Raw genomic sequence first — 7,357 nt, forward strand, 5'->3', positions numbered from 1 at the left:
TGTAGCTCAACGTTGAAACTAAACAATTCGACAAGTCAGACGACGACAATAGTACCTTTGTTTAAATTGACAAATATACCAGCTGTTATGAGATCTAAAGGTTGGCATATGGCCGCCTATCTTAACGAGAAATGGCTAACTGATACAAGTTTAGAAATGACTGCGGCAGAAAAAGGGGACTGGTCAAAGATTAGACCTGATCTAATATTATACAAACCTAATGTATTTAATCATAAATGGCTTGAAAACTTTGAGAGGTATAACGATGCTATAGATGAAATTAAGATCAATATTACATCTAAAGCATCGAAAAAATTAATTTTAAAGTATCTTAATAGAGACGGTGCTTTCAAATCTTCAAACTTAAAAGGCTTATCTTACTCTTCAGAAAGTAACTATCGAGATTTAAAGAATATTAACTCAGAAAATGATAAAGAATTGAAAAAACTACAAAAATTTCATGAAAATTGGCAATGCCAAAAACAGTCAATTGATGATGGAGTGAACGATCAGCTTGATACATACATAAAAAATGGGTTCAAGATTGACGATTTGTGGTCTACCTTCGGTTCTTTTGCAATCTATGCAGCTATAGGTGACTACAAGATAATTCCTCAACGTAACGACTACTACATGATTTATATTGAATCTATCATATGTTATGCAATTGATAGCTACGACTTTATAGAGATCCCAAATGACTATTTAGGACATTGGAATAAAGATAAATTCGAATTTAATATTCTTTTTAAAAAAGATATCAATAATTTAAAATCTCCCGCAGGAACTTTTAATCCAATCAACCTACTTTACCCAGTATATAATAGTCACTACCAGGAGTATCGTAAGAAGTATAAAAAAGGGCGCGATATGGTGGTTTGGACTAAGCCTAAAGTTATAAGTATGGAAAACATGTCAAATGAATTTAAAACTTTCATAGTAAAAAAATCGGATATAAATTCATCACTATGATTTGCGAGTAAAGATAATGATAAAATATTTAATTACTATACCACTATTATTAGCTTTAATTATTTACTTGATTGTTAATATCAAGATTGATAATCAAGTAAAAACAATCTTAAACGACTTTAATTCTGCAAGTGAATGCAACTATGTTTCTACTAATAAATTTGCAGATGGAGACATAACAGATACTGAATACTTATTTTATAGATGCGTATTATCACCAGATATTAAAACACTATATTTCTACGTCGATAAAGAAAATAAAAAAATTGTCAAAAAAATAGTAATTCCTACTAACTATGAAAGTATTGTGGGTTCATCTCCTAGGTTATGTACTACAGGAGTTAGTAAAACTGATAAAAAAAACATATATGATGTATGTAGTGTATTTATTGTTTACGAAAAGACTCTAACAGGACGACAGGAGTTATTTTTCAGTACACCGTTGACTATTAATAATAACAAAGCGCTGAGAGATGAGACCATGCAACAAGAGCATATACAAAATGTAGATGCTTTTTTATAGCCATTTAGTTTATTGAACGTATCTATTCAAAGCAGAACGCAACTAATAGAGACCAAAAAATAATTAAATGTACAAATGAACTTGAAATACTATAGTTAACAAGAAGGCGTCTTAAGACTAGGAAGTAGTACAAACTGTACTCATCTAATAATAGCAATCTATACTGCCACCCATATCGTACACTTGGCGCGCAACAGTCTGGCACACGTGACAGGGCTGACCATCAGTCGTCGCCACCATGAACGTCATGCCTCAACATTAGAAGCAGGCATTCACTTAACCCAGCTGCGTCTGATTACCGCAGACACGCCGTGGGTTGGTAGCTTATATAGTAAACGCGTGCTACCGCCAATGACTGGTATCACAGATGATCCAAGCGATACCGACAGTCGCAATCATATGACTCCGACCAAAAGCTATCTACTGGACAGCCCTGCCCAACCTATCAATCGAACAGAGGCCCAAGCAGGGGCCAACTACGGCAGTCACTTTACCCATAGATCTGATGATCAAACCCTGATGCAGTCTATCGGTGATGGTGAGCACTTAATCAATACTGGTAGCTTATTGTCTAGCACACGCCCTAGCCTATTTACTACAGACAATGAACAAGCCGTTGAGAGTGGCTATCGTAATACAGATAATGGCCTATCAGAGTGGATCAGCGATCATAGAGATGAGCAAGCGTACTCACAGCTAAACGTCGATGATGGTCAAGTGGCTGCCATGCTCAAGATGGGCGTGATCAATGCTGAAAGTGATGGCGCCAGTAGTAAACGTCAAGGCATCAATGCCAATACTAGCGCTCAAATCAATATCAAGTCGGGTGAAGCTTTAGTATTCTCCACCCAGCCGCAAACCCATGCGCAATCTGAGCAGCACAACTATCAACAGCACACCCCGACTCTGACTCAAACATCATTGGGTGGTCAACATTTGGCTGAGCGCTTAACACAATTGGCAACGGGATTGGGACGTCAGGTCAATGACCATAAAGCGATTAAGACCCAGTTAGAAACTATCGCAGAGGAGCAGCAAACCAAAACCCATCAACAAGCGCCCTATACGCTGATCGATGGCGCTGCTGATACGAGCTATGTCAGTGACGAGACGCTGATTCAGCGATCTATGGGTGAGATGGTAACGACCACTCAGCAAGATATGATGGTGAGTAGTGGTGATGGGCATCATCAGGTCAGTAGTGAGTCTTTGACAGTGGTTGCTGATGGTCAGTTCAGTATGACCAATGGTAAAGACAATATTATGCTGTCTGCGCATACAGGGAAGCTTGAGGCAACGGCGAAGCAAGATGTGAATATGTCATCCTCAACTAAAGAGGTTGAGGTGGTAGCAACGAATAAGATTACGCTGACGGCGGGCGGTGCGAGTATCACGCTAGATGGCGGTGATATTACGATTGCGGCAATGCAGTTTACGGAAAAGGCTGGTAAGCATAGTCGTGATGGCGGCGGGATGGATGGACAGGGGTTGGCGGGGTTGCCGAATGTCATTCCTGAGAAAAAGACACTGATGGATGGGGTTTATAATTTGGCCTATCAGTTTATCAACGATGAAAAAGAGCCTTATGCCAACACGCGTTATACTGCTATAAATAAACGTACAGGCGAGGAGTTCAAAGGAATGACTGATAAAGACGGTTGGTCAGAACGTTTTCATTCTGATACCGATGATGAGATTGAAGTGCATTTAGAGCTGCCTTGGCAAACAGAAATAGGGAAAAAATAATGACAGAGGGTGTTGTTTCAAATGCTATTGCGCAAGCAAGTCCAGAGAACAATAAAACTATACAAATATCAGATCCAAGAAAGTTCTTAGTACATTTTCGTAGGCCTTTAGGACCGGATTATGATGGCTCCTATGGCTTTGATTGGCTTCGGGATGATTATGTTTATGATAGACAACAAGTGCTTGAAGAAGGCAATATTCCAAAAAGATTATACAACGGATCTAAAATTGAAAACTTAATAAAAGAATATACCCGCCTCAAGCGTAGCGATGCGGCTGATCTAGCAGAAATCAAAGAAATCGAACCTTTGAACAAAGAGACTTATATCCCCGCATGGCTAGCGATATTCCCGACATCTAATCCTATTAATGCCAATGGCGTTGATCTACATCTGCAAATTGATCAAGAGTCTGCTGACAGCGCTGAACCTCTACCGCTAGAAGATGATGGCACTATGCTTAGCTTTGAGACCAGTACTGGTATCGTCGTATCGCCTCCTAAGATATCTTTAGGCAAGCTCATCACTCAAAAGCGTGAGGACAGGGAGTTAGTTTCATCAGTAGCAGGACTATCCTCCAAGACTGTCTACTACTATAAAGATGAATCAGTCAAAATCAATATAAAGGCGACCGATAGTTATAGCGAAGCAGGTTACGTCAAAGTAATCGCTACTCGCAAAGGGAAAACACGTAATGTAGGACTGCTGATGATGTATCCTAATAGCGTCGTTCCTAAAGCAGAAGTGCAGGTAGTGAAATTTACTGTGACTCCATACGACAAAAATAATCCTTCTGCATCCCATGTGTTCATTCCATTTGGGTATGAAAATGCTATTGAGACAAAATCGTTTAATCAAGCATTAGTAAAAGCAAAGGTGGTATCCCCTAAAAACAATATTGAACTAAAATTGCCTAATGAGCTAAAAAATTATCAGTTAGATAAAGATAAGCCAATAAGAGAATCCATCGAATCCTTTTTGAATAAGTATCAAAATAAGAATATTCCCAATGACGAGCAAACAAAAATAGAGCTAACAAATAATACCATTTCACTATTTGAAGTGCTTCATCCTAAAAAAGTATCAGAAGATAACTATGTCCATAGCGGCTGGATTGACGATAATAATAACAAGAAAACTTACGTTATTTTTACGGATCTAAAAGTAAATGAGGGTCAATCTGCTACCTATGGGAGGGCTACTATCCGAAGAGCAACTGAAAAAGAGATAAAGATATGTAAGACGCATGGTGGCGCTTCTTGTAACTCAGTTTGGGGTAATGCTGTATTATTATTTAATATTACAAGAGATGATATACACTCGATAGTCCATGAGCTAGGGCATAGCTTTGGGCTATGGCATACCTTTACACCATATGGTCAGCCACCTTCTATGGAGCATAGTTTTTATAGGGGGTATACCGATAATATAATGGACTATAATTTAAAGACAAATCCTAAAACAATTACTAATGCTGAACTTAACAATCCATTTAAAGGACATACCCATGCTTTATTCAAATGGCAGTGGGATATGTTACGTAGCGATAGGAGCATGGATTACTCTGATTCTTAAAAGCTACTCCAGTAATTTTTAAAAGGCAAATGATATGAAAAAAATTTTAATTCTTGCAGCAATGTCATTACCGCTAGCAAGTTGCGCGAGTGTCAGCAACAAACACGAAGTAGTTGCTGAGTCTACTGAATTATCAGATATAAAAGAAATTGTAATTGATGAACCTGTAAATAATAAAAAACCAGTAATGTGTCATGAGCCGACAGGCTATGACAACCAACCTATACCACTGGATACTGGAGTATTAAGAGAGACTCCTATTGATGTCATACCGAAAGAGCTATTTATTGAAAGGCTAGAAGCCTCTTCTTTGTGGAGTAAAGTAAGCCACGTTAACTCTTTCAAAAGTGATTTTTCGTTAAGTGAGATTAATGGCTTTCTTCAAATTCGAGGTGATGGTAGTTTTTCGAAATCAGAAAATATAACTAAAGTTTTTTACTCTCCCTTAGATATTGATGAAAGAAACAAATACGGTCATCAGCTACTAGGTCAAGAAAAGTTTGCTATGACAGAAATCATTAGTTTAGTGATTGATGATCACGAGAAAGCTGATGCAATCCTGGACCAGCTTTATCAGCAATATTTAGTTAAAGTTAAGAATAATAACGTATTGAGTGACGGAGAAACACTGCATAGCTATGTTCGCTATAACGGTATATTGTTCGAGCTTTGGGGCATGAACCGAACCAATCATCCTATTAAAGAGTGCAACTTAACTCTTTTGACAGGCTTGACAATTAATTAGGTGTGTTTCGTGGTTAAACTTATTTTTATAGCAATGTCACTCTCATTAGCAAGCTGTACAAGCTTAAGTACTTCAAAAGTCATAGCTAGTGAGCCAGCACTACTACAAGATGATAAACAGGCAATGATAAATGAACCTGTCAATAATAACAAACCAGTAATATGCTATGAACCACCCGAATATGATAATCCACCGGAACTACCTGATACAGGAGTGCGCAGAGAGACTCCCATTGATATCGTACTGAAAGAGCTATTTATTGAAAGGCTAGAAGCCTCTTCTTTGTGGAGTAAAGTAAGCCACGTTAACTCTTTCAAAAGTGATTTTTCGTTAAGTGAGACAAATGGCTTTCTTCAAGTTCGTAGCAGTTCTACACATGTAAAGAAAATTTCTTATACCCCTCTAGATGTAAATAAAAGAAATAAATATGGACATCAGTTATTAGATCAAGAAAAATTTGCTATGACGGAGATTATTAATTTAGTGATTAATGATCACGAGAAAGCTGCTGCAGTCCTAGATCAGCTTTATCAGCAGTATCTTGTTAAAGTTAAGAATAATGATGTATTGAGTGACGGAGAAACATTGCATAGCTATGTTCGCTATAACGGTATATTGTTTGAGCTGTGGGGTTTAAGTAGAAATACACATCCTTTGGAAGTATGTAATTTCAATATGCTAACAACGCTGACAGTCAGTTAGAAATTGAACATGATTAAACTTATTTTTATAGCAATGTCGCTATCTTTAGCAAGTTGTACAACCGCAAGTACTTCAAAAGTCATGGCTAGAGAGCCAGCACTACTGCAAGATGATGAACAGGCAATAGTAAATGAACCTGTAAATAATAATAAAACAGTAAGATGCTATGAACCATCAGAATACGATAGTCTACCTGCATTACCTGAAATAGATGTATTAAGAAAGACTCCTATTGATGTCGTACCGAAAGAGCTATTTATTGAAAGATTTAAAGCCTCTCCCTTATGGGAGCAAACAGAACGTAAAGATGAAGACAGATCCAGTTTTAGACTTAGTGTTCTTAACGGTTTTCTTCAAGTTCGTAGCAGTCCTACACAGGTAAAGGAAATTGCTTATTCACCTTTAGACGTAAAACAAAGAAACAAGTATGGACATCAGCTATTGAATCAAGAAAAAAGTGCTATGACAGAAATTATCAATATAGTCATTGATGATCACGATAAAGCTGCTGAAATACTAGACCAGCTTTATCAGCAATATTTAGTCAAAGTAGAAAACAACGAAATTCTAAGTGACGATGAAACCTTACATACTTATATTCGTTACAACAATATATTGTTTGAGCTTTGGGGCATGAACCGAACCAGTCATTCTATCAAAGAGTGCAACTTGGCTATGTTGACAGGCTTGACAATTAATTAGGTGTGTTTCGTGGTTAAACTTATTTTTATAGCAATGTCACTCTCATTAGCAAGTTGTACAAGCTTAAGTCCTTCAAAAGTCATGGCTAGTGAGCCAGCACTACTGCAAGATGATGAACAGGCAATAATAAGTGAACCTGTAAAGTCAGATAAATCAGTAATATGCTATGAACCACCCGAATATGATAATCCACCGGAACTACCTGATACAGGAGTGCGCAGAGAGACTCCCATTGATGTCGTACCGAAAGAGCTATTTATCGAAAGATTAGAAGCCTCTCCTTTATGGGAAAAAGTAAGTTATTCTAATCACTTTGAACGTGAGTTTTTACTGGAGAAAGTTAACGGTTTTCTTCAGATCAAAGGTGATGGTAGTTTTTCGAAGTCAGAAAAA

General features: G+C 37.6%; 8 protein-coding genes. All 8 read left to right on the forward strand.

Features of this window, described 5'->3' with window-relative positions; all coding sequences use genetic code 11:
* Positions 1 to 972, forward strand: a 972-nt coding sequence (locus ACT3RN_RS13485) for a DUF6402 family protein (protein WP_444518715.1), incomplete at its 5' end; no start/stop codon positions are given.
* Positions 973 to 988: 16 nt separating this feature from the next.
* Complete coding sequence (locus ACT3RN_RS13490; RefSeq protein ID WP_192992683.1) at positions 989 to 1,495, forward strand: hypothetical protein; 507 nt, start codon at positions 989 to 991, stop codon at positions 1,493 to 1,495.
* A gap of 183 nt (positions 1,496 to 1,678) precedes the next feature.
* On the forward strand, positions 1,679 to 3,241 hold the full coding sequence (locus ACT3RN_RS13495) for a DUF2345 domain-containing protein (RefSeq protein WP_444518716.1): 1,563 nt from the start codon (positions 1,679 to 1,681) through the stop codon (positions 3,239 to 3,241).
* Positions 3,241 to 4,815 (forward strand): M12 family metallo-peptidase, encoded by a 1,575-nt coding sequence (locus ACT3RN_RS13500; protein ID WP_192520801.1) that lies wholly within the window; start codon positions 3,241 to 3,243, stop codon positions 4,813 to 4,815. Before ACT3RN_RS13495 ends, ACT3RN_RS13500 begins: the two co-directional genes overlap by 1 nt.
* 34 nt (positions 4,816 to 4,849) lie before the next feature.
* Entirely contained in the window at positions 4,850 to 5,560 is a 711-nt protein-coding gene (locus tag ACT3RN_RS13505) for a hypothetical protein (RefSeq protein WP_192520803.1), read from the forward strand.
* Positions 5,561 to 5,569: 9 nt separating this feature from the next.
* The gene (locus ACT3RN_RS13510) at positions 5,570 to 6,262 is read left to right on the forward strand and encodes a hypothetical protein (protein WP_192992574.1); all 693 of its coding nucleotides are present in this window, start codon (positions 5,570 to 5,572) and stop codon (positions 6,260 to 6,262) included.
* Between the two features lie 9 nt (positions 6,263 to 6,271).
* Positions 6,272 to 6,964, forward strand: coding sequence for a hypothetical protein (locus ACT3RN_RS13515; RefSeq protein WP_192992575.1), 693 nt, complete (start codon positions 6,272 to 6,274; stop codon positions 6,962 to 6,964).
* Between the two features lie 9 nt (positions 6,965 to 6,973).
* Positions 6,974 to 7,357 (forward strand): hypothetical protein (locus ACT3RN_RS13520; protein WP_444518717.1); only part of this gene is annotated, 384 nt, incomplete at its 3' end.

Origin of the sequence: Psychrobacter sp. AOP5-GZ1-6 (assembly GCF_052376345.1) — a bacterium.
Lineage (GTDB): Bacteria > Pseudomonadota > Gammaproteobacteria > Pseudomonadales > Moraxellaceae > Psychrobacter.

Coding starts and splice junctions, on each gene's coding strand:
- ACT3RN_RS13490 (WP_192992683.1), top strand. CDS start 989: ATGATAAAATATTTAATTACTATACCACTATTATTAGCTTTAATTATT.
- ACT3RN_RS13500 (WP_192520801.1), top strand. CDS start 3,241: ATGACAGAGGGTGTTGTTTCAAATGCTATTGCGCAAGCAAGTCCAGAG.
- ACT3RN_RS13505 (WP_192520803.1), top strand. CDS start 4,850: ATGAAAAAAATTTTAATTCTTGCAGCAATGTCATTACCGCTAGCAAGT.
- ACT3RN_RS13515 (WP_192992575.1), top strand. CDS start 6,272: ATGATTAAACTTATTTTTATAGCAATGTCGCTATCTTTAGCAAGTTGT.